This window comes from Devosia ginsengisoli (assembly GCF_024707105.1).
Taxonomy (GTDB): Bacteria; Pseudomonadota; Alphaproteobacteria; order Rhizobiales; family Devosiaceae; genus Devosia; species Devosia ginsengisoli_A.
Map to the genome: position 1 here is coordinate 85,057 of NZ_JANQAJ010000011.1, position 22,217 is coordinate 107,273.

A 22,217-nucleotide genomic window follows, 5' to 3' on the forward strand; every position below is an offset into this window, starting at 1 on the left:
CAGAAATGGGCGGCTTTTTGTTTTCAGCCTAATGCATCACCGGGACCATCCCATGACCATCGCCCAAGCCGATATCCTGCTGACTCCCCGCCAGATGGCCGAAGCCGACCAGTTCGCCGTGCAGGCCGGCGTCAGGTCGCTCAAGCTCATGGAGGCCGCCGGCAAGGCGGTGGCCGAGGCCATTGTCGAGCGCTATTACCAGCGCTCGGTGCTGGTCCTGTGCGGTCCCGGCAATAATGGCGGCGACGGGTTCGTCGTGGCCCGCCTGCTCAAGCAGAAGGGCTGGCCCGTCCAGCTTCGCCTCATCGGCGCGCGCGACGCCCTCAAGGGCGATGCGGCCGCCATGGCCGGGCAGTGGACCGGTCGCATCGAGGCCCCAACCGACAAGGATATCGAAGGCGCCGACCTTATCGTCGATGCGCTGCTGGGTGCCGGGCTCGACCGCGATGTCGAAGGCGACTTCGCCGCCATTATCGAGGCCGTCAATGCGAGCAATCGCCCCGTGGTCAGCATCGATGTGCCCAGCGGCATCCATGGCGCCACTGGTGCCGTATCCGGCACCGGCATGATATCGGACATGACCGTCACCTTCTTCCGCCTCAAGCCCGGCCACCTGCTGCTGCCCGGCCGCGACCGCTGCGGCGAAGTGGTGCTGGCCGAGATCGGCATTCCCGAAACCGTGCTCGAGTCCATCACGGCCACGGCCTGGCAGAACACGCCCAGTCTCTGGTCGATTCCCGTAGCCGGCAATGAAGGCAACAAGTTCGACCGTGGCCATGTCGTGGTCGTCTCGGGCGGCCCGTTGCAGACCGGTGCCGCGCGCCTCGCGGCCATGGCGGCGTTCCGCGTCGGGGCAGGGGTGGTCTCGCTGGCCGGAGGGGAGGACGCCCTGGCGGTCCATGCCGCCCATGTCACCGCCATCATGCTCAAGCCCGCTCCAGATATCGCTGCGCTGGCCGAACTGTTGGCCGACCGGCGCATCAATGCCGCTGTCATCGGCCCGGCCGCCGGCATGGGCGAGGCGACTCGCGACAATGTGCTCGCCGTCCTGGCGTCCGGCGCCGCCGCCGTGCTCGATGCCGATGCAATCACCAGCTTCGCCGGCCAAGCCGATGCGCTCTTCACCGCCATCAAGGCCAATCCCCGTCCCGTGGTCATGACCCCGCATGACGGCGAGTTCCAGCGCCTGTTCGGCGACGTTCCCGGCGGCAAGCTGGAAAAGGCCCGTGCGGCCGCCGAACATTCGGGCGCCATTCTCGTGCTCAAGGGCAGTGATACCGTCATCGCCAGCCCCGATGGGCGCGTCGCCATCAATGCCAATGCCCCCGCCTGGCTCGGCACCGCAGGTTCGGGCGATGTGCTGGCCGGCATGATTGCAGGCCTGCTGGGACAGGGTATGGCGGGCTGGGAAGCGGCCTGCGCCGCCGTCTGGCTCCATGCCGAAGCCGCCAACCGCTTTGGCGGCCCCGGCCTGATCAGCGAAGATTTGCCCCTGCTGGTGCCGGGCGTATTGGCGAGCTTGTAAATCCGTCGATAAACGCGAAAAAAATAGTCGAGCCGGTGAATGGCCACTCGTCGCGGTGGTGTTCAACCATGGAGAGTGAAGATGAAATTCCTCTGTCTTGCCTATTTCGGCCCGGACGCCTTTGCCGGCTTTACCCCCGAACAGATGCGCGCGGTGGACGACGCCACCATCGCGCATGACCACAAGCTGCGCCAATCCGGCCACCTGCTCTTCGCTTCGCCCCTGGCGGATATCGCGGCGGGGACTACGATCGACCGGCGCCGCTTGAAGATGTCCCTGGTCGACGGGCCCTATGCCGAGACCAAGGAGGTCGTCGGCGGCTTCCTGCTGCTCGAGGCGCGGGACATGGAAGAGGCCGTGGCCCTGTTCGACGACGATCCCATCGCCGCCCATTGCCGCCTCGAGATCCGGCCGCTGGTCGAGGATCACCGCCACAGCGAAACCGGCCAGGCCCGCCCGGAACTCCGCCTGTCCTAGGTCGGCCGCAGCATTCCCGGGCGGGGCGCGACGCTCCGCCCGGACAAAATCATGCCGAAAAGACTTGGCAAGCCGGCGCCGATGATGTCTTGAAGGCAGCAGAAGCGACTGAGGATTGTATGCCGTGAGCGACCTGACCCTGGCCCAGGCCATCGACAATATCTATGCCTCGATCAAGGCTGATAACGAGGACCTCGATACCCATATCGCCGCCCTCAAGGCGGCCATGGCCCGCGAAGGCGCTAAGGAAGCCGTGTTCGAGCCATCCAAGCTGGCCCAGTCCAACCGCCAGGGCCGCAAGCTGATGCAGGCCTATTTCCGCAAGAAGGGCGTGGCGGTCAGCTTCTCGGCCTGATCGGGCAGGGCGGCATTCACCCTGCGGCCCGACGCCTATTGAAGCGCGCCCCATTGCCGCCTATCTGTGCCTTTACCCGCTCTTAAGGCGGCATAGTCTGCAATCGGCCGTCGCGCCGATTCGATTTCCGGCATGATCCCCGGACCCCCGATGTCCGCGTTCGGGAAGGGATCGTGTTCCAACTCACTAATCTGCCAGCCCGGTCCGCGACCCGGCACGGCAAAAGGGGCATCACATGCGGGATCCGCACGATATCTACATGAATACGCTCGTTCCCATGGTGGTCGAGCAGTCGAACCGCGGCGAACGCGCCTTCGACATCTATTCGCGCCTCCTGCGCGAACGCATCATTTTCGTGACCGGTGTGGTCGAGGACAACATGGCCTCGCTCATCGTGGCACAGTTGCTGTTCCTCGAATCGGAAAATCCGAAAAAGGAAATCGCCATGTACATCAACTCGCCCGGCGGCGTGGTGACGGCTGGCCTTTCCATCTACGACACGATGCAGTTCATCCGCCCGGCCGTGGCCACCATGGTCATGGGGCAGGCGGCTTCCATGGGTTCGCTCCTGCTCGCCGCCGGCGAAGCGGGCATGCGCAGCTCGCTGCCGAACTCGCGCATCATGGTTCACCAGCCTTCCGGCGGCTATCAGGGTCAGGTCACCGACATCCTGATTCATGCCAAGGAAGTCGAGGGTTTGAAGCGCCGTCTTAATCAGATTTATGAGAAGCATACCGGCCGCACCTACGAGGAAATCGAGCGTGCGCTCGAGCGCGACAATTTCCTCTCGCCCGAGGAAGCCAAGACCTTCGGCATCATCGATAGCGTCATGGAAAAGCGCATCGTACCGGATGCCGCGAGCTGAGTGGCCGGCGTTAAGCACATTGCCGATGCGCCGTGGACTGTGATCCATGCGCAATTGCACCAAGCCGGAACGGTCTTTAGGATCGTTTCGGCTTAGACTTTGTTTATGCCTTCAGCGTTACCTTTTCCGATACCGCTGAGTTTTGGGAGCACGCTGCTCCCGGGAGTGACAGGATGTCCAAAGAGACAACGAACGGCGAAACCTCGAAGAACACGCTTTACTGCTCGTTCTGCGGGAAATCCCAGCATGAGGTTCGCAAGCTGATCGCCGGTCCGACCGTGTTCATCTGCGATGAATGCGTCGAGCTGTGCATGGACATCATCCGCGAAGAGAACAAGACCTCCATGGTCAAGTCCTCCGATGGCGTGCCGACCCCTGCGGAAATCTGCAAGGTGCTCGACGACTACGTCATCGGCCAGTTCCGCGCCAAGCGCGTGCTGTCCGTGGCCGTCCACAACCACTACAAGCGCCTGCACCACGCGACCAAGAACCAGGACGTTGAGCTTTCCAAGTCCAATATCCTGCTGATCGGTCCCACCGGTTCGGGCAAGACGCTGCTGGCCCAGACGCTGGCCCGCATTCTCGACGTGCCTTTCACCATGGCCGATGCCACCACGCTGACCGAAGCCGGCTATGTCGGCGAGGATGTGGAAAACATCATCCTCAAGCTGCTGCAGTCCGCCGACTACAATGTCGAAAAGGCGCAGCGCGGCATCGTCTATATCGACGAAGTCGACAAGATCAGCCGCAAGTCCGATAACCCGTCCATCACCCGCGATGTATCGGGCGAAGGCGTGCAGCAGGCCCTGCTCAAGATCATGGAAGGCACCGTGGCTTCGGTTCCGCCCCAGGGCGGCCGCAAGCACCCGCAGCAGGAATTCCTGCAGGTGGACACGACCAATATCCTGTTCATCTGCGGCGGCGCCTTTGCCGGGCTGGAAAAGATCATCTCGGCGCGTGGTGAAGGCTCGGGCATCGGCTTCGCGGCCACCGTCAAGGACCCCAACGACCGTCGCGTCGGCCAGATTCTTGCCGATGTGGCCCCGGAAGACCTGGTGCGTTTCGGCCTGATCCCGGAATTCATCGGCCGCCTGCCTGTGCTGGCGACCCTGGAAGACCTCGACATCGCCGCCCTGATCGAAATCCTGACCGCCCCGAAGAACGCCCTGGTGCGCCAGTACCAGCGCCTGTTCCAGATGGAAGAGGTCGAACTGACCTTCCACGAGGACGCCCTCAAGGCGATCGCCGAAAAGGCCATCGAGCGCAAGACCGGCGCCCGCGGCCTCCGCTCGATCATGGAAGCCATCCTGCTCGACACCATGTACGACCTGCCCTCGCTCGAAGGCGTGGAAGAAGTGGTGATCAGCGAGGATGTGGTGAAGGGCAAGGACGTCCGTCCGCTCTACATCTATTCCGAACGCAAGCAGGAAGACGCCCCCGCCACGGCGTAAGGGTTTTTGCACTGAATTGAAAACGCCGGGCTTTGCGCCCGGCGTTTTTGTTTTGGCGGATACCCCCCCCTCCCAACCTCCCCCTGATAGGGGGAGGAGCCGCATTGGGGCTTTGGCAACGTCGCGCCCCAATCACCGGCCGGATTCCTCCCCCTATCAGGGGGAGGCCAGGAGGGGGTATCCCCCAAGACTCTTACGCCGCTTCCCTAGCCGCCGGCCCCACATAAACCGACATCGGCCTGATCAACCGTCCGGTTTCCGCCTGCTCCCGCGCATGCGCCACCCAGCCCGCCACGCGTCCCATGGCAAACACGCAGGTAAACGCCTCGCGCGGAAAGCCCAGCGCCTCCAGCAGCAGCGCGGTATAGAATTCCACATTTGTATCCAGCGCCCGATCCGGCTTGCGCTGCCGCAACTGTTTCAGCGCCGCGGCCTCCACCGCCTCGGCCAGCGCGAGCCGCTCCGGATCGATCGCCCCAGATGCCGCTAGCATCCGCACCGCGCCCTTGAGCGCATCGGCCCGCGGGTCGCGTACGCGATAGACTCGGTGCCCGAACCCCATCAGCCGCTCGCCGTCGGCCAGCGCCGCGCTGATCCATGCGTCGGCATTGTCGGGCCTTCCCACGCCATCCAGCATGTCGAGCACCGGCCCCGGTGCGCCGCCATGCAGCGGCCCCTTAAGCGCGCTCAGCGCCGCCAGCACCGACGAAGTCAGCCCCGCCTGCGTTGACGCCACCACGCGCGCGGCGAAGGTCGACGCATTGAGGCCGTGGTCGGCCACCGTCACCAGATAGCGGTCGAGCGCCGACACCTGTTCCGCGCTCGGCGTGGACCCGCACAGCATGCGCAGTGTGTCGGCCGCCTGTGACAGCTCCGGATCGGGGGCAATCGGCGCCAGCCCGGCCTTGAGCCGCAGCAGGCCTGCGGTGAACACGGCCGGCGCCGCAACCAGTTCCAGCGCCGTCGGCAAATCGTCGCCATCGGCGAGCCGGGCCAGCAGCGCCCGCACGCCCTCCACCGGCGGCAAGTCCACCAATGCCCCGGCATCGGCCAGTTGCCCGAACGTCGCCACCCGCGCCGCGCCTAAAGCTGCCCGCAAATCCGGCGGGCTGGGCAGGAAGCCGTCGAACAGCAGCGCCACCACATCCTCGAAGCGGCTGGTCATCACCAGATCGTCCAGCGATACCCCACGCACGATCAACCGCCCATTCTTGCCATCCACGTCCGACAGCACCGTCTCAGCCGCGACGACATCCTCGAGACCAGATTTCATGGGTCATCTCCTTGCTTGTTGCCGCAAGGGTCAGGCATGCTGATATTGACGTCAATCTTGACCAATTGGATCAATGTCATGGACTGGCTCACCGCGAGCGAAGCGCTGGCCCTGCTGGGCACCCAGCCCCAGACGCTCTATGCCAATGTCAGTCGCGGCCGGATCAAGGCCCGGCCAGATCCGGCCGACAGCCGCCGCAGCCTCTATCGCGGTGACGATGTGCGCCGCCTGGCGCAAAGGGCCAAAGGCCGGCGCAAGCAGGAAGCGGTAGCCGCACAGGCCATGCATTGGGGCGATCCGGTGCTGAGCACCGCCATTTCCTCGATCTCGGACGGCCGTCTGCTTTATCGCGGCCACGACGGGTGCCTGCTGGCCGAAACCGCGACGCTCGAAGATATGGTGACCCTGCTCTGGCAGGCACCACTGCGGCTTGGCACGCGGGGCGAAACGGGCAGGGCGCCGGGATTGCCCGCCGCCTTCGCCGCTCTGGCCGACCAGGCCTGGTTGCCCACAGCAACCATGCAGGCGCCCGCCATGCTGGCCGCGGAAGCCGGGCAGGTGCTCGGCACGCTGGCCGAGGCCCTGACCGGCGCCGACACCACCACCGAACCCCTTCACACGCGCCTGGCGTTGTCCTGGCACCGACCTGATGCAGGCGACGCTATCCGGCGCGCACTGGTGCTGCTGGCCGATCACGAACTCAACGCCTCGACCTTTGCCGCACGGGTCGCGGTATCCACCGGCGCGTCGCTCTGGGCCGGCACGTTGGCGGCGCTGTCCACCCTGACCGGCCCCAGCCATGGCCGCGCGTCACGCGTCGTCGCCGCGCTGGTCGAGGATGTAGGCGGCGATCCCGAGGCGCTGCGTGACTGGCTGGGCGAGGGGCGTGCCGTACCCGGCATGGGCCACCCACTTTATCGTTACGGCGATCCGCGCTGCGCCGCCTTGCTGGCCGCCTTCGATCTACCGCCCGATTACGGGACCTTCCGCCAAGCGGCCACGAATTTCACCGGCGAACAGCCCAATGTGGATTTTGCCCTGGCCGCGCTCGCCGCAAGGTTCGATCTCCCCGACGATGCCGCGCTGACCCTCTTCGCCCTGGGGCGTTGCGTGGGCTGGCTGGCCCATATGATCGAGCAGATCGACAGCGGCGAGCTGATCCGGCCACGGGCGCGCTATGTGGGGAAATAGCACGTATCCCCAAAGACCTTATGGTGAGCTTGTCGAACCGCGAGGTCGAGCGAGTGGAGGCCTGGTGCCACGACCCCATGGTTCGACAAGCTCACCATGAGGTCTACTAAGCCAGTTCACGCCACCTCGGCCACCTGCCGCGCGCCCACCAGCTCCCCATAAAGGTTTTTCGGATCATCCAGCTCCGGCACGAGGTCAACCATGCGTCGCTTGCCTTCCGTCAGGTCATGGACCAGCCGCAAAGCCGAAAAATCCTCGACGGCAAATCCGACGGAATCGAAAACCGTAACCTCCGCGTCACTGGTCCGACCGTCCTTGACGCCCGCCAGCACTTCCCACATCTCGACCACGGGATAATCCGGCCCCGCCTGCTGGATTTCGCCTTCGACCCGCGTCTGCGGCGTGAATTCGGTGAAGTATTTGCCGATATCTAGAATGTCCCGATGCAACTCCGTCTTGCCCGGGCAGTCGCCGCCAATGGCATTGATATGCATCCCGGGCCGCAACATACCTGCCTCGATCACCGCCTGCCGCCCTTTGACCGCGGTGCAGACCGTAACGATATCGGCGCCATCAACCGCCTCGGCGACACCAGTGCAGCGCACCAGCCTCATGCCGAAGCCATCGGCATTGGCCATGAACTTGTCCACTGCCAGGGGATCGGGGTCGTAGACCCGGATTTCCGCAATACCGAGCAGCGCCTGGAAAGCCAGCGCCTGGAATTCCGATTGCGCCCCGGCGCCCACCAGCGCCATCACCCTGCTATCCTTACGCGCCAGCACCGAGGCAGCAAAGGCCGAAGTCGCCGCCGTTCGCAAAGCCGTCAGCAGCGTCATCTCGCTGATGAGAAGCGGATAGCCGCTGGCCACATCCGCCAGCACGCCGAAAGCCGTAACGGTCAGCTTGCCGGTTTTGGGATTGTTGGGGTGTCCGTTGACATATTTGAAGCTGTAGAGCCGCCCGTCCGAAGTTGGCATCAGCTCGATCACGCCTTCCTTCGAATGGCTGGCGACGCGGGCGGATTTCTCGAATTCCGTCCAGCGCGAAAAGTCGTACCTGACATAGTCGGCCAGTTGGGTGAGAAAGGCCTTTGTGCCAGTGGACCGGACTAGCCTCCTCATGTCTTCGACCCCGATGAATTGCGTCAATTCAGCCTCCCTGGATGCTGGTTGCAGTCTCGCTGATCCGCGCCACCTGGCGCGGCATGATCTGGCGGCCAAACAGGCTCGCCGTGAGGTCGACCAAGAGGCGGGCGCTCATGCCCGCCTGGTCGAGATAGGGGTTGAGTTCCACCACATCGAGCGAGCCCATGGCGCCGCTGTCATGGATCATTTCCATCACCAGATGCGCCTCGCGGAAGGTCAGTCCGCCCGCCACGGGCGTACCGGCACCCGGCGCGATGGCGGGGTCGATCGCATCGACATCGAGGCTCACATGCAGGTGCCCGCCCACGGCGTTCACCCGCGCCAGCATCTCGCGCATCAGCGCCACCACGCCCATCTCGTCGATGCGGCGCATGTCGATCACGTCGACCCCGCGCCGTTCCAGCAATTCCCGCTCCGGCCGGTCGATGGACCGCGCCCCGAAAATCGTGACATGGCGCGGATCGACCAGCCCGCGCCACTCGCCCTCGTAGTCCGGCCCGAAATCCGGCTCCCCGCATAGCAGCGCCAGCGGCATGCCGTGGATATTGCCGGTCTCCGACGTCGCCGGCGTGTTGAAATCGCCATGCGCATCCACCCACAGCACGAAGAGCGGCTTGCCCACGGAGGTGCAATGCCGCGCCACGCCCGAAATCGTGCCCATGGAGAGCGAATGGTCGCCGCCGACAAAGGCCGGCAGCCGCCCTGCGCCAAGGCTTGCCAGGGCCAGCGCGCTGCTCTGCTGCGCGATGGTCAATACTTCCGCCTTGCGCTCGTCCGACAGCCGCCACGGTGTCTTCGCCCCATCGCCCCCGGTAATGTCACCACGATCAGTCACGACATGCCCCAGCGTCGCCAGAGTCTCCACCAGCCCGGCCACGCGCAGCGCTTCCGGCCCCATACCGCTCCCCCGGCAGGAGGCGCCGGCATCGCTGGGAATACCGAACAGGTCGATGGAACGGGCGGTATTCTGGCTCATTGGACAGCTCCTCGTGTCTATGAGGCCAGCCTGCCGCGCCGTCATGTGTACGAAAAGCCGGAATAGTGCTAGATTTGCGCGGTCAATTGCTCACTCTGCCAAGCCAAGGCGCGCAAAATGATCCTCGATGATCTCGACTATCGCCTCATCGCCCTGCTGCGCACCAATGCCCGCACGCCGGTCAACAAGCTGGCGCTCGATCTCGGCGTCTCCCGCGCTACTGCCAAGGCGCGCATCGACCGGCTGGTGCAGGGCGGCGCCATTGCCGGCTTCACCGTCGTCATGGCGTCAGCGCCCGGCCAGGGCATCCGTGCCATCACCATGGTCGAGGTCGATGGTAAGCACGAAGCCGCCGTGATGAAACGCCTGCTGGGCATGCCCGAAGTGCGCCAGCTCCACAATACCAATGGCCGCTGGGACATGGTGGCGGAACTCGAAGCGCCCAATGTGGAAGCCTTCGACGACCTGCTGCGCCAGATCCGCCAGATCGACGGCATAGCATCGACGGATACCAGCATATTGCTGAAGGCGCGGCGGAGCGTGGGGTAGGGGCGTGCCCCATCCCTACATCCACCCTGCAGCCAAGGCACAACCCTGTTCCCGCCCTTTCGCACATATCTCCTGTGCGTTCACGTCTTAACCGTCACAAAACCGCGAAGGTTGACTTGCGGCGCCCATAGGCGAACCTATTTATTAACCGGAATCAGCCCAGCCTTTGCGCTTGGAGCTGTCTATAACGGGCGCGCACCACTCTCCTTCCTCTCGCGCGCCCCGGAAAGGATACGAGATGACGGACGTCACCCCCGCCACTGGCGACTTCAGCCGGGACCGGGTTTACCCAGTTCTTCCCCTGCGTGATATCGTCGTTTTCCCCGGCATGATCGTGCCGCTGTTCGTCGGCCGTGAGAAATCGGTCAAGGCGCTTGAAGAGGTTATGCGCGACGACAAGCACATCCTCGTCGTGACGCAGAAGAATGCGCAGGACGACGATCCGGCCCCGGACCAGATTTACGCCACGGGTACCATTGCCACCGTGCTGCAGTTGCTCAAGCTCCCCGATGGCACTGTCAAGGTGCTGGTCGAGGGCCTGCATCGCGCCACCATCGACCGCTATCTCCAGACCGACGAATATTTCGAGGCCGAGGCCTCCATTCTGCCCGAGCCGGTGGAAGACGCCACCGAGATCGAGGCTTTGTCGCGGTCGGCCACCACCGAATTCGAGAGCTATGTGAAGCTCAACAAGAAGATTTCGGCCGAGGTCGTCGCTGCCGTCGGGCAGATCGAGAACCATTCCAAGCTCGCCGATACCATTGCCAGCCACCTCGTCATCAAGATCAACGAGAAGGAAGACCTGCTCTCGACCGTGTCGGTCGCCGAGCGCTTCCAGAAGATTCTCGGCCTGATGGAAGGCGAGATCGGCGTGTTGCAGGTGGAAAAGCGCATCCGCAGCCGCGTCAAGCGGCAGATGGAAAAGACGCAGCGCGAATATTACCTCAACGAGCAGATGAAGGCGATCCAGAAGGAACTGGGCGACGGCGAAGAGGGCTCCAACGAAATCCAGGAGATCGAGGAGCGCATCGCCAAGACAAGGCTTTCCAAGGAAGCCCGCACCAAGGCCGAGGCTGAGCTCAAGAAGCTCAAGTCGATGAGCCCGATGTCGGCCGAAGCCACCGTCGTCCGCAACTATCTCGATACGCTGCTCGGCCTGCCCTGGGGCAAGAAGAGCAAGGTCAAGCGTGATCTGGTCCTGGCCGAAAAGGTCCTGGACGAGGATCACTATGGCCTCGAGAAGGTCAAGGAACGCATCCTCGAATATCTGGCCGTGCAGGGCCGTACCGGCTCGCTCAAGGGGCCGATCCTCTGCCTCGTCGGTCCTCCGGGCGTCGGCAAGACCTCTTTGGGCAAGTCCATCGCCAAGGCGACGGGCCGCGAATTCGTGCGCATGGCGCTCGGCGGCGTGCGTGACGAGGCCGAAATCCGCGGTCACCGCCGCACCTATATCGGCTCCATGCCCGGCAAGGTGATCCAGTCGCTCAAGAAGGTCGGCAAGTCCAATCCTCTCTTCCTGCTCGACGAGATCGACAAGATGGGCCAGGACTTCCGCGGCGACCCGTCCTCGGCATTGCTGGAAGTGCTCGATCCCGAGCAGAACCACACCTTTGCCGATCACTATCTCGAGGTCGATTACGACCTGAGCGACGTGATGTTCGTGACGACCTCGAACACGCTCAACATTCCCGGGCCACTGATGGACCGCATGGAGATCATTCGCCTGTCCGGTTACACCGAGCAGGAGAAGCACGCGATCGCCAAGCAGCACCTGATCCCCGAGACGCTCAAGGAAAACGGCCTTGCCCATGGCGAGTTCGAGCTTTCCGACGAGATGCTGACTGCCTTGATCCAGCGCTACACCCGCGAAGCGGGCGTGCGTAACCTCAAGCGCGAAATCGGCAAGCTGATGCGCAAGGCCGTGACCGAGATCGTCAAGACCAAGGTCAAGACCGTGGTCATCGACGAAGAGAAGCTCACCAAGTATCTCGGCGCCGATATCTACAAGCATGGCGAGATCGAAGCCGAAGCGCAGGTTGGCCTGGTCACGGGCCTGGCCTGGACCTCGGTTGGCGGCGAGCTGCTGACCATCGAAGGCGTGATGACGCCGGGCAAGGGCCGCATGACGGTCACCGGCAACATCAAGGAAGTGATGAAGGAATCGCTGACTGCGGCAACGGCCTATGTCCGTTCCCGCTCCATCGATTTCGGCATCAAGCCGCCGATGTTCGACACGCGCGACATTCACGTCCACCTGCCCGAAGGCGCCACCCCCAAGGATGGTCCCTCGGCCGGTATCGGGCTGGCTACCGCCATCGTCTCCGTCATGACCGGCATCGCCGTCCGCAACGATGTCGCCATGACTGGCGAGATCACCTTGCGGGGCAGGGTGCTGCCCATCGGCGGCCTCAAGGAAAAGCTCCTCGCGGCCCTGCGCGGCGGTATCAAGACCGTGCTGATCCCCGAGGAAAACGTCCGCGATCTCGCCGAGATTCCTGACATCGTCAAGGAAGGCATGGAAATCGTCCCGGTTTCCCGCATGGATCAGGTCATCGAGCGCGCCCTGGTGCGCAAGCCCGAGCCTATCGAGTGGAACTTCGAAGAAACCACCCCGGCGGTCTCGACCACGGTCGACACCGGCGACGACGCTACAGCCGGCCTGCCGCACTGAGCGGCATGAACTGAATGAAAAACGGCGGCCCGCAAAGGCCGCCGTTTTGTTTGTGGGTTGTGTAGGAGCGCTATCCTGCCTCCAAGTGGAGCCACCCCTCGCCCTTGTGGGGAGGGGAGACGACTGAATTAACCGCGCCTACTCCGGCAGCCCCGGCGGCAGGTCTCCCAGCCGCAACAGCACCTTCGGCTCGTCATAGGTGTCTGTCTCGATATCTACTGCCTGTGAGAAGGCGAACACACCTGCGCGTGTCGTTGCCATTCGTTCTGCCAGAATTACCGCGTCCTCCGCTGTCTTGGCCGTTCTGGGCTGGTCGGGGGTCAGCTTACGCCCCCTCAATTGAAAGCCCTGCACGATATAGGCGACCACCATGGGTTCCTCGCGGTTCTGTCGCCTTGGCCTATCACGTTTCGCCGCGGGCACCCCCGCACCAAATGCTCCTGTCGAATTCTGTCAGCACCACTCGTCATAACCATGTCGGGCTTGTAACGCGCCCGTGAACGCCCTACCTCCATTTGCCGGCTGACGGCGCCCATAGGAGCATCCCTTGAACAAGGCCCTTATCGTCATTCTTGGCGCCGTCACCCTCGATGCCGTCGGCATCGGACTGATCTTTCCCATCCTGCCGGCCTTGCTGCGCGATGTCGGGCACATGTCAGAAGTGGCGACGCTGCTGGGCATCATGCTGGCGCTCTATTCGGCCTGCCAGTTCCTGTTCTCGCCCATTCTCGGCGTGTTGAGCGACCGTTTCGGTCGGCGGCCCGTGCTGCTGGTATCCCTGGCGGGCGCGGCCATCGATTATCTGATCATGGCCTTTGCGCCCGAGCTCTGGATGCTGGTGCTGGGTCGCGCCATTTCCGGCATTACCAGCGCCAATATGGCGGTCGCCACGGCCTATATCACCGACATTTCCTCCGAGGAGGAACGCGCCAGGCGCTTCGGCCTGTTCCACGCCATGTTCGGTATCGGCTTCATCATCGGGCCGGTGCTTGGCGGCATATTGGGCGACATCTGGGTGCGCGCGCCCTTCATCGCGGCGGCGGTTCTCAACGGCGTCAATTTCGCCGTGGCCCTGTTCCTGCTGCCCGAATCCCGCAAGGGGCAGCCGGGCGCCAAGTTCACCTGGGATACGCTCAACCCCTTCAAGCCGCTCAAATGGGCGCTCGAATTCAAGGCGCTGATTCCGCTGATGGCCATCTTCGTCATCATGAATTTTGTCGGCACCATCTACGGCACGATGTGGGCGCTGTTCAGTGAAGATGCCTTCCAGTTCGATGGCATGATGATCGGCCTGTCGCTCGGCGCTTATGGCGTCTTCCATGCCGGTGCCCAGGCTTTCCTCACCGGCCCGGCCGTTGCCCGCCTTGGCGAGCGCTGGGCGCTGGTGGTCGGCATGGCCTGTGAGCTCACGGCGCTGGTGATTCTGGGGCTGGCCACCCAGGGCTGGATTCTCTTTGCGCTGGCGCCACTTTTCGCCCTTGGCGGCATCGGCATGCCGGCCCTGCAGTCACTCACCACGACTCAGGTCGGGGCCGACAAGCAGGGCCAGTTGCAAGGGGTGCTGGCGAGTCTGGTCAGCCTGGCGGCCGTTTTCGGTCCACTTTTCTTCAGTTTCACCTATTTTGCCATTCGTGGCACCTGGCCGGGTCTGATCTGGATCATCGGAGCGGGAATTTACCTTTTGGCACTGCCACTTATGCTGGGAATCAGGCGTCGCCCCTCATCCGTTCCCGCGGCGGGTGAATAGGCTCGGAACCGGCAGAAAAGCCCGGAAAACCGGCATATATCCACAATCGAGGACTTGCGGGGGCGCAGTTTCCGGTCCATTAACAGCTTTGCACCGTCCGGCCTCGTCAAAACCCCGGAAATCCTTGCCTTTCACGCAGAATCGACCAAGGGTTGCCGGGTTTTAAGGTTCGCCAACGAGGGCGGGCAATTCACTGTGAGGAAACGCTATGAACAAGAACGATCTGGTTGGCGTCGTCGCCGACAAAGCGACGATCACCAAGGCACAGGCCGCTGAAGCGGTGGACGCAGTGTTCGAGGCGATCACCGGCTCGCTGAAGTCTGGTGAAGAAGTCCGTCTCGTTGGTTTCGGCACCTTTGCCGTGTCGCAGCGCAAGGCTTCGACCGGTCGCAACCCGGCCACCGGCGCCGAGATCAAGATCCCGGCCTCGAACCAGGCCAAGTTCAAGCCCGGCAAGGGCCTGAAGGACGCGATCAACTAAGATCGTCAGGGGGTCGGCAGGACCGACCCCGGGATCGGCATACCGATCGGCCCCGAGCGCATTGCGCCGGGGCCATTTCATTTTTGCCGGTTGACGCTGGCGGGCAGGGGCAATAACAAGGCCACCTTGCAGCGGACTACGGTCCTGCGGGCGATTAGCTCAGTTGGTAGAGCGCTTCGTTTACACCGAAGATGTCGGCGGTTCGAGCCCGTCATCGCCCACCACCCATTCCTGTCGATGCTAACAGTGTGCTAACGAATTCGCCGCTTGCGTGAATCTCATCTTCCGCATCAGGCAATTGCCGCTAGCATCTGTGTCACAGGCACTTTTCCACATCCGGCTTCGACATTCATGAAAATGTCGCTTCGATCCCAACTTGCTCGCTTGACTTGGGGCAAGGTGCTGGGTAAACGGACGCCACGTTGCGCGAACGGCTCGTTCGCCCGCGCTGCGGGAGTAGCTCAGTTGGTTAGAGCGCCGGCCTGTCACGCCGGAGGTCGCGGGTTCGAGCCCCGTCTCTCGCGCCACTTTCCTTGAAAGTGGCCTTGTGACCAAATCCCTGAAATTGCTGATCTATTTGCTGCGAGGTCGGAGTCGCTGCTTCATTTCGTCGTGAAGCGGCTGATCTGCCGTAACTACAGGCGCATAGAGAACGAACTGACCTGCAACTTGCTCTCAGCAGAGGTTTTGCAAATGCCCAGTTCATTCTCCACCGGCCGCCGTTCCGTCCTTGCCGCGCTGCTCGTCCTGCCCGCTTTGGCATTTGTGCAATGGAATCAGCCAGTTGTCGCAGAGGAAGCGCCGGTCGAAATTCCACCGCCCGCCACGGACCTCACCGATACCGGCATCTCGGCCACCGCCGTTTTCGCCGGCGGCTGCTTCTGGGGCGTGCAGGGCGTGTTCCAGCATGTGCAGGGCGTCACCCGTGCCATTTCCGGCTATTCCGGCGGCGCTGCCGAGACGGCGACTTACGAACAGACCGGCAGCGGCACCACCGGTCACGCCGAAACCGTTGAAATCACTTACGATCCTGCCGTCGTGAGCTATGGCGAACTGCTGCAGGTCTATTTCTCGGTGGCCCATAACCCGACCCAGCTCAACTACCAGGGCCCCGATCACGGCACGCAATATCGCTCCACTATCTTCCCTGTTAATGACGAGCAGGCCGAGATCGCCCGGGCCTATATCGCCCAGCTCGATGAAACCGACCTGTTCGAAGGGCCGATCGTCACCACTATCGAGCCGTTCGAGGCCTTCTACCCGGCCGAGCAGTACCATCAGGATTTCCTGACGCTCAATCCGACCTGGCCCTACATCGTGTTCAACGACCTGCCCAAGATCGCCGCCCTCAAGGCGTTGTTTCCCGACATGTATCGGGACGATCCGGTGCTTGTCGGCATGCTCTAAGTGCCTTGCCCGGCGAACTGTGACCGATCGGCAACGCGACGGCGCTGCCCTATTTTGGCCGCCTGAGGGACGGGTTTTTGCCGGTAAACCCGAGCAAAACCGCTGCTGTCGGCTGTTCCCGAAACCCGGATTTATCGGGTCGCATTCCGGGAAAAGCCCCCATGACCCAAGGCGGAACCGGCACGATAGCGCTGCGTTCATCAAGTCGAACGGTCCAGTAGCAAGGAGAACAGCGATGAGCTTGTTCAACAAAATGGCGCTTGCGGCGCTCGCCACGACCATCCCGATGGGCACTGCTTTCGCGGCGGACCTGATCACGGTCCCCACCAGCACCCCGGTCGAGATGCCGATCTACGAGGAACCCGGTTTTGACTGGAGCGGCTTTTATGCCGGCGTCTATGGCGGTGCCCAGAACGGGTCCGATAGCGGCACCCAATACGGCCTGGGCGTCCAGGCCGGTGTGAACGCCCAATTCGACTTCTATCTTCTGGGTGCGGAAGTGGCCGTTCATGGCCTGACCGGCGGCGATGCCGTGGGCGAAACCACCTATGGCCAGATTCTCGGTCGCGCCGGTCTCGTGGTCAGCGATGACGTGCTGGTTTATGCGGCCGGCGGTTACGGCATCGATCTTGGCCCGCCCGACGAGCAGGACCTGCTGCTGGGTGGCGGCGTGGAACTTGCGGTCACCGACAGCATCACGGTCGAGGCCCAGTATCTGCATGGCTTCCCGCTCAATGACGGGACCAACAGCAAGGACCAGTTCACGGTCGGCGCCAACTTCCACTTCTAGAATCACCAGAATCACGATCCAGGAAACGGCCTCGCTTCGGCGGGGCCGTTTCTGTCTGGGGTGGGGGATGCTTGACGGCGCGACTCAGTCGTGGCCAGATGGGGCATCTCGTCGCCACATTGGGGCGCTCGATGGATCAAATTTGTCTCAAATTGGGCCAATTGCGCGGCATTGGCGCAACACCTGCCCTCAAATGGTCATCTGGCGTTATCCGCATTGCCGAATTTGAGCGACCAGAGGCTTGTCACGCGCGTTATGCTGAGGCATCTAGTCGGTCGACTACGGTTAACTCTATGGGAGTGCAAGATATGTTTGTACGTTCGCTTTCTCTCGGTGTGGCTGCTGCCGCGCTGCTCGCTGGTGGTGCTCAGGCCGCCGACCTCATCATCCCGACCACCCCGCAGCCGATCTATGAAGCTGCCGGTTTCGATTGGGAAGGTCTCTATGTTGGTGTTCGCGCTGGTGGCCAGTTCACCGGTACCGACGCCAGCCTCTATGCCGGCTACCCGGTCAGCACGACTTCGGGCGTCCTCGGCGCTGCCGTCGGCGTGAACTTCATCCCCGTCGATCCCTTCCTGATCGGCGCTGAAGTCACCGGCGACTACATCTGGAACAATGCCTTCAGCACCGGCGAATTCTTCGCCAACCTGCGTGCTGGTGCTGTCGTGACCGACTCGGTCCTCGTCTACGCCATCGGTGGTCTCGGTACCAACAACCGTACCGGTTTCAACCAAGGCGTGTACCAGCTGGGTGGCGGTGTTGAACTGGCCGTGACCGACTCGGTCACCGTTCGCGGTGAACTGGTTGGCCAGGGCGACTTCGACGGTGCCAACGACGCCTTCTTCGAAGGTGCCAAGGCCACCGTTGGTGTGTTCTACCACTTCTAAGTTTTGCAATCGGGCAGGGCGGCTTGCCGCCCTCCCGACCTAGCGTCTTGCAAACCCAATTCGGCGAACCGCTAACCCGGTTCGCCGTTTTGTGTTTCTGGCTCCGGTCTTCGGGCTGCTTTCGTGCCGTTCCAAAACGCCCCTGAATCCGAGCATGCCGTTGCTGCCGGAATGATGTCGACGCTATCGGCATTGCGGGTTTTGTTCGGAACATACATGATTGTTCTTCTCATATTTTCTTTCCCTTGAAACCGCGTAGCCAAAGGTCTAAGCCCAAGCCATCAATGTTTGCGTTGGTTCGCTCGCCCCAATTGCTTGCGCAACCCTCGCACCGGTCGCCCGGCCGGACTAGAAACAGGCTGCCGCATGACTGACCTGCTCAGCGACTATCTTCCGATTGTCATATTCCTTGGCTTGGCTGGCCTTATCGGCCTGGCCCTGCTGATTGCCCCCTTCATCGTTGCGGTCAAGAACCCGGATCCGGAGAAGGTTTCGGCATTCGAGGCGGGCTTTGACGCCTTTGACGATGCGCGCATGAAGTTCGATGTGCGATTCTATCTCGTCTGTATTCTCTTCATCATCTTCGATCTTGAAGTGGCGTTCCTGTTCCCCTGGGCCGTCGCCTTCCGCGAGGTTGGCTGGTTCGGTTTCTGGTCGATGATGATCTTCCTCGGCGTGCTGACCGTCGGCTTTATCTATGAATGGCGGAAAGGGGCCCTGGAATGGGATTGAGCGAACAGAACGGCACGCTTGTCGCGCCGCGCCCCACTGGTCTCGTCGATCCGCGTACCGGCAAGACGGCCGGCGCCGCCGATCCGTTCTTTACTGACGTTACGGACGAGTTGGCCGACAAGGGGTTCCTGGTTTCGACCGTTTCCCAGTTGGTCAACTGGGCCCGTACCGGCTCGTTGATGTGGATGCAGACGGGGCTGGCCTGCTGCGCCGTCGAGATGATGCAGATGTCGATGCCGCGCTACGATATCGAGCGTTTCGGTACGGCGCCGCGTGCTTCGCCACGCCAATCCGATGTGCTGATCGTTGCCGGCACGCTGACCAACAAGATGGCTCCAGCCCTGCGCAAGGTCTATGACCAGATGCCCGAGCCGCGCTACGTCATCTCCATGGGTAGCTGCGCCAATGGCGGCGGCTACTACCACTATTCCTATTCGGTCGTGCGGGGTTGCGATCGCGTTTTGCCGGTGGACGTCTATGTCCCGGGCTGCCCGCCCACGGCCGAAGCGCTTCTTTACGGCATACTGTTGCTGCAAAAGAAAATCCGCCGCACCGGCACAATCGAACGCTAGGATCACCCAGAATGGATGAAGTAATCCAGGTCGATCCGCTTGTGGACCTTGGCGAGCACATTGCACGCGCGCTGGGCCCGGCGATCCTGTCGCAGGAAGTTGCCTTTGGCGAACTCACCCTGACGGCCGAAAGAGACGCGATTGTGGCCGTGGCCACTTTCCTGCGCGACGATCCGCGTTGCCGGTTCATCAGCTTTGTCGATGTCTGCGGCGCTGACTATCCCGCGCGCGACGAGCGATTCGACGTCGTCTATCATTTCATGAGCCCGCATCTGAACCAGCGCATCCGCGTCAAGGTTTCGGCCGATGACGTGACGCCCGTGCCGAGCATTACCGGGGTGTTCCGGGGCGCCGAATGGTTCGAGCGCGAGGCGTACGACCTTTATGGTGTGCTGTTCTCGGGCCATGGCGACCTGCGCCGGATCCTGACCGATTACGGTTTTGACGGACATCCGCTGCGCAAGGACTTCCCGACCACCGGGTTCGTCGAGGTGCGCTATGACGAGGAGCGCAAGCGCGTCGTCTATGAACCGGTCAAGCTGATGCAGGAATATCGTTCGTTCGACTATCTGTCGCCTTGGGAGGGTACTGACTACGTGCTGCCCGGTGACGAGAAGGCCAAGCAATGACTGTTGAAGCCGAAGTCAGAAATTTCACCATCAATTTCGGGCCGGTCCATCCGTCGGCCCACGGCGTGCTGCGCCTGATTCTGGAGCTGGACGGCGAGATCGTCGAGCGCGTCGACCCGCATATTGGGTTGCTGCATCGCGGCACCGAAAAGCTGATCGAATCCAAGACCTACCTGCAGGCCGTGCCCTATTTCGATCGCCTCGACTATGTGGCGCCGATGAACCAGGAGCATGCCTTCGCCCTGGCTGTCGAGAAACTGCTGGGCCTGGAAGTGCCGCGTCGCGGCCAGCTTATTCGCGTGCTCTATTCGGAAATCGGGCGCCTGCTGGCGCATCTGATGAATGTCACCACGCAGGCCATGGACGTGGGCGCGCTGACGCCGCCGCTCTGGGGCTTCGAGCAGCGCGAAAAGCTGATGGTGTTCTATGAGCGCGCTTCGGGCGCGCGCATGCACGCTGCCTATTTCCGCCCCGGCGGCGTCCATCAGGACCTGCCGCAGGCGCTGATCGACGATATCGAGACCTTCTGCACGACTTTCCCCAAGGCGCTTGACGATATCGACAAGCTGCTGACGGAAAACCGCATCTTCAAGCAGCGCAATGTCGATATCGGCGTGGTTGATCTTGATGATGCCTGGAATATGGGCTTTTCGGGCGTGATGGTGCGCGGCTCGGGCGCTGCCTGGGACCTGCGCAAGAGCCAGCCCTACGAATGCTATGCCGAGATGGATTTCGACATCCCGATCGGCAAGAACGGTGACTGCTACGACCGCTACCTCATCCGCATGGAAGAGATGCGCCAGTCGACCCGCATCATGAAGCAGTGCGTGGACAAGCTGAACGCCGCCGACGGCAAGGGCCCGGTATCCTCGCTCGATGGCAAGGTCGTTCCCCCCAGTCGTGGCGAGATGAAACGCTCGATGGAAGCGCTGATCCATCACTTCAAGCTCTATACCGAGGGCTACAAGGTTCCCGCCGGCGAAGTCTATGCCGCGGTGGAAGCGCCCAAGGGCGAATTCGGCGTCTATCTGGTCAGCGATGGCACCAACAAGCCCTATCGCTGCAAGATCCGCGCGCCGGGTTTTGCGCATTTGTCGGCCATGGATTTCCTGTGCCGCGGCCACATGCTGGCCGACGTCTCGGCCATCCTCGGCTCGCTTGATATCGTGTTCGGAGAGGTTGATCGCTAATGGTTGCGCGTCGCCTTGCGGACGAGTCGGTTCAACCGGCCCAGTTCGCCTTTACTGCTGAAAACGCCAAATGGGCGGAATGGAAGATCGGGCTTTACCCGACCGGCCGTCAGCAATCTGCCGTCATTCCGCTGCTCATGCGGGCGCAGGATCAGGATGGCTGGGTCAGCCGCGCGACGATCGAGACGATCGCCGACATGCTTGGCATGGCCTATATCCGTGTGCTGGAAGTGGCGACGTTCTATACCCAGTTCCAGTTGCAGCCCGTGGGCAGCCGCGCCCATATCCAGGTTTGCGGCACCACGCCCTGCATGCTGCGTGGCGCCGGGGATCTGATCGACATCTGCAAATCCAAGATTCACCCCGATTCGCATCATCTCAATGCCGATGGCACGATGAGCTGGGAAGAGGTTGAGTGTGCCGGTGCCTGCGTGAATGCGCCGATGGTGACGATCTATCACGACACCTATGAAGACCTGACGCCCGAGCGTTTCGAGGAGATTGTCGATGCCTTTGCCGCCGGCAAGGGTGACACGATCAAGCCGGGTCCGCAGATCGACCGGCTCACTTCGGCGGCCGAAGGTGGCCGGACGACGCTGCTCGAGACGCCGAGCGCCAAGCGCACCAAATTCGTGCCGCCCCCGCCGCCGGCTGATGCCGCGGCGCCTGCCGCTGCTGCACCCGCGCCGACCACGGCTTCCAAGCCGAAGGATGTGAGCGAGGAAGCGGCACCGGCCCTCAAGGGCACGCCGAAATCCGCCAAGGTTTCTCAGGCCAAGGCCGAAGGCGAGCGCAAGGCCGCCAACGCGTCGGCCAAGGCCAACGGCAAGCCCAACAAGGCGATGCGCGAAGACGCCACGGGCGCCGAATCCAAGGCGGCCAAGGTTGATGGCGGCAAGGCTCCGGGCAAGAAGGTAGCGTCCGAACCTGCTGACGGCGCAAGTGCAACCAGCACGAAGAAGAAGGCCCAGCCCGGTATCACTCCGAAAGCCGATCCGGCTGAAGTGAACCCCGTCGCCGAAAAGGGGGGGGCCGCGCCGCTGTTCAAGGCGCCCAAGGGTGCGCCGGACGATCTCAAGCTGATCTCGGGCGTTGGCCCGGTGCTCGAGAGCAAGTTGCATGCGCTGGGCATCACCAAATGGAGCCAGGTGGCCAAGTTCACTGCGGCAGATATCGCCAAGGTCGAGGACTCGCTGAGTTTCAAGGGCCGCGTGGCCCGTGACAACTGGCTTGCCCAGGCCGCCGCACTCGCCAAGGGTGGCGAGGCCGAATATATCCGCGTCTTCGGCAAGAAGCCGCGTTAG

At 62.8% G+C, this 22,217-nt stretch carries 22 protein-coding genes and 2 tRNA genes; 20 read left to right on the plus strand and 4 right to left on the minus strand.

The features are described 5' to 3' along the window. The first annotated feature begins 52 nt into the window (after window positions 1-52). The 5 genes from NVV79_RS14435 (at window position 53) to clpX (ending at window position 4,673) form a co-directional block, all read left to right on the plus strand. Window positions 53-1,525 carry an NAD(P)H-hydrate epimerase gene (locus tag NVV79_RS14435; protein ID WP_303990921.1) on the plus strand — a complete coding sequence of 491 codons (1,473 nt, stop codon included), beginning with the start codon at window positions 53-55 and terminating at the stop codon, window positions 1,523-1,525. An 81-nt stretch (window positions 1,526-1,606) separates the two neighbouring features. After that, entirely contained in the window at window positions 1,607-2,002 is a 396-nt protein-coding gene (locus tag NVV79_RS14440) for a YciI family protein (RefSeq protein WP_303990924.1), read from the plus strand. 124 nt (window positions 2,003-2,126) lie between these two features. Next, window positions 2,127-2,357, plus strand: coding sequence for a hypothetical protein (locus tag NVV79_RS14445; RefSeq protein ID WP_303990927.1), 231 nt, complete (start codon window positions 2,127-2,129; stop codon window positions 2,355-2,357). Window positions 2,358-2,592: 235 nt separating this feature from the next. Then, window positions 2,593-3,222, plus strand: a complete 630-nt coding sequence (locus tag NVV79_RS14450; RefSeq protein ID WP_303990930.1) for an ATP-dependent Clp protease proteolytic subunit — start codon at window positions 2,593-2,595, stop codon at window positions 3,220-3,222. 173 nt (window positions 3,223-3,395) lie between these two features. Next, window positions 3,396-4,673 carry an ATP-dependent Clp protease ATP-binding subunit ClpX gene (gene clpX / locus NVV79_RS14455; protein WP_303990932.1) on the plus strand — a complete coding sequence of 426 codons (1,278 nt, stop codon included), beginning with the start codon at window positions 3,396-3,398 and terminating at the stop codon, window positions 4,671-4,673. Between the two features lie 193 nt (window positions 4,674-4,866). On the opposite strand, the gene NVV79_RS14460 is transcribed toward clpX, so the two are convergent. After that, a complete protein-coding gene (locus NVV79_RS14460) occupies window positions 4,867-5,946 on the minus strand; it encodes a citrate synthase/methylcitrate synthase (protein ID WP_303990934.1) in 1,080 nt (359 codons plus the stop codon). Window positions 5,947-6,024: 78 nt separating this feature from the next. Here NVV79_RS14460 and NVV79_RS14465 point away from each other — a divergent pair, with 78 nt between their 5' ends. After that, window positions 6,025-7,137: a citrate synthase gene (locus NVV79_RS14465; protein WP_303992681.1), complete on the plus strand. Its 1,113-nt coding sequence runs from the start codon at window positions 6,025-6,027 to the stop codon at window positions 7,135-7,137. A gap of 116 nt (window positions 7,138-7,253) precedes the next feature. Here the strand turns inward: NVV79_RS14465 and NVV79_RS14470 are convergent, their stop codons facing one another. Continuing rightward, window positions 7,254-8,258, minus strand: a complete 1,005-nt coding sequence (locus tag NVV79_RS14470; protein WP_303992682.1) for an ornithine cyclodeaminase — start codon at window positions 8,256-8,258, stop codon at window positions 7,254-7,256. Between the two features lie 28 nt (window positions 8,259-8,286). After that, entirely contained in the window at window positions 8,287-9,258 is a 972-nt protein-coding gene (gene rocF / locus NVV79_RS14475) for an arginase (RefSeq protein WP_303990936.1), read from the minus strand. Between the two features lie 117 nt (window positions 9,259-9,375). Between rocF and NVV79_RS14480 the strand changes: the two genes are divergently transcribed. After that, entirely contained in the window at window positions 9,376-9,807 is a 432-nt protein-coding gene (locus NVV79_RS14480) for an Lrp/AsnC family transcriptional regulator (RefSeq protein WP_303990938.1), read from the plus strand. A 238-nt stretch (window positions 9,808-10,045) separates the two neighbouring features. Further along, window positions 10,046-12,478 carry an endopeptidase La gene (gene lon / locus NVV79_RS14485; RefSeq protein ID WP_303990941.1) on the plus strand — a complete coding sequence of 811 codons (2,433 nt, stop codon included), beginning with the start codon at window positions 10,046-10,048 and terminating at the stop codon, window positions 12,476-12,478. Window positions 12,479-12,616: 138 nt separating this feature from the next. Here the strand turns inward: lon and NVV79_RS14490 are convergent, their stop codons facing one another. Then, entirely contained in the window at window positions 12,617-12,850 is a 234-nt protein-coding gene (locus tag NVV79_RS14490; protein WP_303990944.1) for a hypothetical protein, read from the minus strand. 175 nt (window positions 12,851-13,025) lie between these two features. Between NVV79_RS14490 and tet the strand changes: the two genes are divergently transcribed. From tet to nuoE, 12 genes are all read left to right on the plus strand, one after another. Next, a complete protein-coding gene (gene tet, locus NVV79_RS14495; protein WP_303990946.1) occupies window positions 13,026-14,225 on the plus strand; it encodes a Tet(A)/Tet(B)/Tet(C) family tetracycline efflux MFS transporter in 1,200 nt (399 codons plus the stop codon). Window positions 14,226-14,433: 208 nt separating this feature from the next. Continuing rightward, window positions 14,434-14,706, plus strand: coding sequence for an HU family DNA-binding protein (locus NVV79_RS14500; RefSeq protein ID WP_056234092.1), 273 nt, complete (start codon window positions 14,434-14,436; stop codon window positions 14,704-14,706). A gap of 148 nt (window positions 14,707-14,854) precedes the next feature. Next, a tRNA-Val gene (locus tag NVV79_RS14505) sits at window positions 14,855-14,930 on the plus strand. 226 nt (window positions 14,931-15,156) lie between these two features. Then, window positions 15,157-15,233: transfer RNA gene (locus NVV79_RS14510), tRNA-Asp, on the plus strand. A gap of 166 nt (window positions 15,234-15,399) precedes the next feature. Beyond that, window positions 15,400-16,113 carry a peptide-methionine (S)-S-oxide reductase MsrA gene (msrA, locus tag NVV79_RS14515; RefSeq protein ID WP_303990955.1) on the plus strand — a complete coding sequence of 238 codons (714 nt, stop codon included), beginning with the start codon at window positions 15,400-15,402 and terminating at the stop codon, window positions 16,111-16,113. A 235-nt stretch (window positions 16,114-16,348) separates the two neighbouring features. Further along, window positions 16,349-16,903, plus strand: a complete 555-nt coding sequence (locus NVV79_RS14520) for an outer membrane protein (RefSeq protein WP_303990958.1) — start codon at window positions 16,349-16,351, stop codon at window positions 16,901-16,903. A 308-nt stretch (window positions 16,904-17,211) separates the two neighbouring features. Further along, window positions 17,212-17,790 (plus strand): outer membrane protein, encoded by a 579-nt coding sequence (locus tag NVV79_RS14525; protein WP_303990961.1) that lies wholly within the window; start codon window positions 17,212-17,214, stop codon window positions 17,788-17,790. Between the two features lie 366 nt (window positions 17,791-18,156). Beyond that, window positions 18,157-18,522 (plus strand): NADH-quinone oxidoreductase subunit A, encoded by a 366-nt coding sequence (locus NVV79_RS14530; RefSeq protein WP_146289137.1) that lies wholly within the window; start codon window positions 18,157-18,159, stop codon window positions 18,520-18,522. Beyond that, window positions 18,513-19,094: an NADH-quinone oxidoreductase subunit B family protein gene (locus NVV79_RS14535; protein ID WP_146289136.1), complete on the plus strand. Its 582-nt coding sequence runs from the start codon at window positions 18,513-18,515 to the stop codon at window positions 19,092-19,094. Before NVV79_RS14530 ends, NVV79_RS14535 begins: the two co-directional genes overlap by 10 nt. A gap of 11 nt (window positions 19,095-19,105) precedes the next feature. Further along, entirely contained in the window at window positions 19,106-19,723 is a 618-nt protein-coding gene (locus tag NVV79_RS14540; protein WP_303990968.1) for an NADH-quinone oxidoreductase subunit C, read from the plus strand. Beyond that, window positions 19,720-20,913 carry an NADH-quinone oxidoreductase subunit D gene (locus NVV79_RS14545; protein WP_303990971.1) on the plus strand — a complete coding sequence of 398 codons (1,194 nt, stop codon included), beginning with the start codon at window positions 19,720-19,722 and terminating at the stop codon, window positions 20,911-20,913. The genes NVV79_RS14540 and NVV79_RS14545 overlap by 4 nt, the downstream gene beginning before the upstream one ends. After that, window positions 20,913-22,217: an NADH-quinone oxidoreductase subunit NuoE gene (gene nuoE / locus NVV79_RS14550; RefSeq protein ID WP_303990974.1), complete on the plus strand. Its 1,305-nt coding sequence runs from the start codon at window positions 20,913-20,915 to the stop codon at window positions 22,215-22,217. Before NVV79_RS14545 ends, nuoE begins: the two co-directional genes overlap by 1 nt.

Coding starts and splice junctions, on each gene's coding strand:
- NVV79_RS14435 (WP_303990921.1), top strand. CDS start 53: ATGACCATCGCCCAAGCCGATATCCTGCTGACTCCCCGCCAGATGGCC.
- NVV79_RS14440 (WP_303990924.1), top strand. CDS start 1,607: ATGAAATTCCTCTGTCTTGCCTATTTCGGCCCGGACGCCTTTGCCGGC.
- NVV79_RS14450 (WP_303990930.1), top strand. CDS start 2,593: ATGCGGGATCCGCACGATATCTACATGAATACGCTCGTTCCCATGGTG.
- clpX (WP_303990932.1), top strand. CDS start 3,396: ATGTCCAAAGAGACAACGAACGGCGAAACCTCGAAGAACACGCTTTAC.
- NVV79_RS14460 (WP_303990934.1), bottom strand. CDS start 5,946: ATGAAATCTGGTCTCGAGGATGTCGTCGCGGCTGAGACGGTGCTGTCG.
- NVV79_RS14465 (WP_303992681.1), top strand. CDS start 6,025: ATGGACTGGCTCACCGCGAGCGAAGCGCTGGCCCTGCTGGGCACCCAG.
- NVV79_RS14470 (WP_303992682.1), bottom strand. CDS start 8,258: ATGAGGAGGCTAGTCCGGTCCACTGGCACAAAGGCCTTTCTCACCCAA.
- rocF (WP_303990936.1), bottom strand. CDS start 9,258: ATGAGCCAGAATACCGCCCGTTCCATCGACCTGTTCGGTATTCCCAGC.
- NVV79_RS14480 (WP_303990938.1), top strand. CDS start 9,376: ATGATCCTCGATGATCTCGACTATCGCCTCATCGCCCTGCTGCGCACC.
- lon (WP_303990941.1), top strand. CDS start 10,046: ATGACGGACGTCACCCCCGCCACTGGCGACTTCAGCCGGGACCGGGTT.
- NVV79_RS14490 (WP_303990944.1), bottom strand. CDS start 12,850: ATGGTGGTCGCCTATATCGTGCAGGGCTTTCAATTGAGGGGGCGTAAG.
- NVV79_RS14500 (WP_056234092.1), top strand. CDS start 14,434: ATGAACAAGAACGATCTGGTTGGCGTCGTCGCCGACAAAGCGACGATC.
- msrA (WP_303990955.1), top strand. CDS start 15,400: ATGCCCAGTTCATTCTCCACCGGCCGCCGTTCCGTCCTTGCCGCGCTG.
- NVV79_RS14520 (WP_303990958.1), top strand. CDS start 16,349: ATGAGCTTGTTCAACAAAATGGCGCTTGCGGCGCTCGCCACGACCATC.
- NVV79_RS14525 (WP_303990961.1), top strand. CDS start 17,212: ATGTTTGTACGTTCGCTTTCTCTCGGTGTGGCTGCTGCCGCGCTGCTC.
- NVV79_RS14530 (WP_146289137.1), top strand. CDS start 18,157: ATGACTGACCTGCTCAGCGACTATCTTCCGATTGTCATATTCCTTGGC.
- NVV79_RS14535 (WP_146289136.1), top strand. CDS start 18,513: ATGGGATTGAGCGAACAGAACGGCACGCTTGTCGCGCCGCGCCCCACT.
- NVV79_RS14540 (WP_303990968.1), top strand. CDS start 19,106: ATGGATGAAGTAATCCAGGTCGATCCGCTTGTGGACCTTGGCGAGCAC.
- NVV79_RS14545 (WP_303990971.1), top strand. CDS start 19,720: ATGACTGTTGAAGCCGAAGTCAGAAATTTCACCATCAATTTCGGGCCG.
- nuoE (WP_303990974.1), top strand. CDS start 20,913: ATGGTTGCGCGTCGCCTTGCGGACGAGTCGGTTCAACCGGCCCAGTTC.